Origin of the sequence: Microcystis sp. M53598_WE2, from assembly GCF_030067735.1 — a bacterium.
In the GTDB taxonomy this organism is placed as follows: Bacteria; Cyanobacteriota; Cyanobacteriia; order Cyanobacteriales; family Microcystaceae; genus Microcystis; species Microcystis aeruginosa.
The window spans coordinates 1-2,388 of the sequence record NZ_JASJFE010000421.1; the positions used below are offsets into that span (position 1 = coordinate 1).

General features: G+C 45.1%; 3 protein-coding genes. 2 read left to right on the top strand and 1 reads right to left on the bottom strand.

Going from position 1 to position 2,388, the window contains the following annotated elements; genetic code table 11:
• The coding region (locus tag PX636_RS08920; protein WP_288116797.1) for a DNA methyltransferase at positions 1-822 on the bottom strand (822 nt) is incomplete at its 3' end.
• A 458-nt stretch (positions 823-1,280) separates the two neighbouring features.
• Here PX636_RS08920 and rbp point away from each other — a divergent pair.
• Both rbp and PX636_RS08930 read left to right on the top strand, forming a co-directional pair.
• Positions 1,281-1,577: an RNA-binding regulator gene (gene rbp, locus PX636_RS08925; protein WP_002762425.1), complete on the top strand. Its 297-nt coding sequence runs from the start codon at positions 1,281-1,283 to the stop codon at positions 1,575-1,577.
• 435 nt (positions 1,578-2,012) lie between these two features.
• A complete protein-coding gene (locus PX636_RS08930) occupies positions 2,013-2,177 on the top strand; it encodes an Asl3888 family RNA-binding protein (protein ID WP_002733784.1) in 165 nt (54 codons plus the stop codon).
• The last annotated feature ends 211 nt before the right edge of the window (positions 2,178-2,388 follow it).

Below are 2,388 nucleotides of genomic sequence, written 5' to 3' on the forward strand. Positions count from 1 at the left end.
GCCAGTTAAGTCCGTCGCTGAGAAATCAAAAATTGAAAAATTTTCTTGATAAAAATCACCGATTACTGTATTAGTTTCGATCTTGAATTTTGCCGTACCCTTAAATTTCTGCTCGAATTGTTCCCAGACATTAAGATCGATAGTTTGAGGAGGAATCCAATAGCGATAACGGTGCATAATTCCGCTATTTCCCCGGCTTTCTATTCTTCCTCTCGTGGAACTAAAGGTTAAATTGGTTTTATTGAGAGTTGCCGAGAAAGTAAACCTCATTAAATCTTTAATGATCGGATCGGTGATTAATTCAATCTGGTTGAGAATTAGAGAAAGGGAAAATAATTGACGTTTGGTAAACAAATTTTCTACAGATTCTGCGTCCGCATTTTTCGGTAAACGAACCCCTTGCGGATACCAATAGGGAATCTCTAAATCCGCCGCTTCTTCTGGAGACATTCGATAAACTTCCTCAATCTTTTCCTGACAATTTCTGGCGATGTCATCGAAAGCAGACCGAAAATCATCGATGTTAACGGGACTAACAGCGATATTGCGGCAGATAAAACCAGCCATCGGGTTAATATCCGAGTAAATCGCCTTTCGCTTTAAAACTAGAGCCTCTACCGCAGTCACTCCCGATCCCCCAAAGGGATCTAAAACCACATCTCCCACCTGACTAAAACGCTTAATATATTCCTGTACCACATTCCAAGCGCGCCGGGTAAAATAGGGATGACTTCCCCAATGGCGTAACGTCCCTTGTTTTTTGGGATCGATCGGCCCAGAAATGGGATCGATCATTCTATAGTCGAAGGAGGAAGCACTCATCTGGCCTTAAGAATAGAGTTCTATATATTACTGTACCCAGATGTGAGGGTATGGCGAGGATACCCTCTTGGGAGCATCCTACGCACTGCCGGAGGAAGTCCGGCTCTTGTTGCCGTTTCTCGGCAACAGGTGGGGAAAGCACCCCAGAAATCGAATCCTCGGCCTTAGTTTCCAGGGTTTTTAGGGCAGTTTCGAGCGGATGGGGGGATAAACTCATAATTAGGGCATTTTATAGGGCAGCATTCTAGTCTAGTTTATCTGCTCCCGTGGCGAGACAGGCAGAATCGATCAAAGCTAATAGCTATGTGCTAGGATGGAGGTTGAGAATAAAAGTCGGCACTGCGGCTCGTTGTCAGTATTAATGGTCAAAGCGTTTCTGTTTAGTATTGGTTCAGCTAGTTCCCGAAATCTTGGTTCTCTACAAATCTGTTGTTTTTATCTGTGCAAGGATAGGTTTTATGTCAATTTATGTTGGTAATCTCCCCTTCGAGGTTGACCAAGAAGACGTAGTTGAGGTTTTTAAGGAATATGGTGAAATCAAGCGCGTTCACCTCCCCATGGATCGGGAAACGAAAAGAAAACGCGGGTTCGCTTTCGTGGAAATGGAAACCCCAGAGCAAGAAGCGAAGGCTATTGCCGCTCTTGACGGCGCTCAATGGATGGGACGAGAATTAAAAGTCAATCAAGCTCGTGAAAAAGAACCCAGATCTTCCTTCGGTGCTGGCGGCGATCGCAATCGGGAGCGTCGCTACTAATCCCCGACCGTAACCATTCTAGGTTATCGGAAATTTGGGTTGAAAACCCCGTCCTTTTAGGACGGCTTTGTGCGAGAATAGCTCCAGGTTGCCAACCGTGAGAACGTGAGGAAGCAGGTTAAACTTCCTACTCCGTCATCTCAAAATTTCTAACAGTCAATGGTGTTCAATTAAGTCCAAACTGTAAGAACGCAAAACAATTAAATACTGTGGGACACACAGAAATTTACGCTTGGGGAGTAGTCCATAAGAGTGCTTGCCTTATCGGTGTAGTCGGACTAGACATGAAACCGTAAGACCAAAATTAGCGTTGCTAGTGGAGGCAGGATTCAGCCCAAGAATCTCCGCACTTTTAGGGCGGAGAGTGTCAATGTCAATAGGGGGAGCGAGCGCTCGTTTCCCCGCTTGTCTATCTAATATCCCAAGGAGATTCTTGTGGCTAAACGTCGTAATTTGAAAAAAGAAAAAGCGGAACGCAACCGCGCCTACGCTCGTCAATTCCGGGCTGCCTCTAATCGTACCACCACCAGAGGAGGTAGAGGCGGTTATTCCAGCGATCAAAGACAATCTTCGGAAAATGAAGGGGCAGCCGATACCTAATCTGCTGACTTAGTTAGGGTCTGCGGCAAAAAGTTTTTCGTGGGGACAGGGTGTAGGGTGTGGGGTGTGGGGTGTGGGGTTTTACCGATTCTCATCTGGTCAATTACCTAATTTTCAGAGAAAAAGTCCCAGAATTTTCCCCCTATCTCTCCCACAACTGGTACTTTTTGATTGACAAAAAGTCTAAAAGTCTTACCCAATAAGGTTTTTA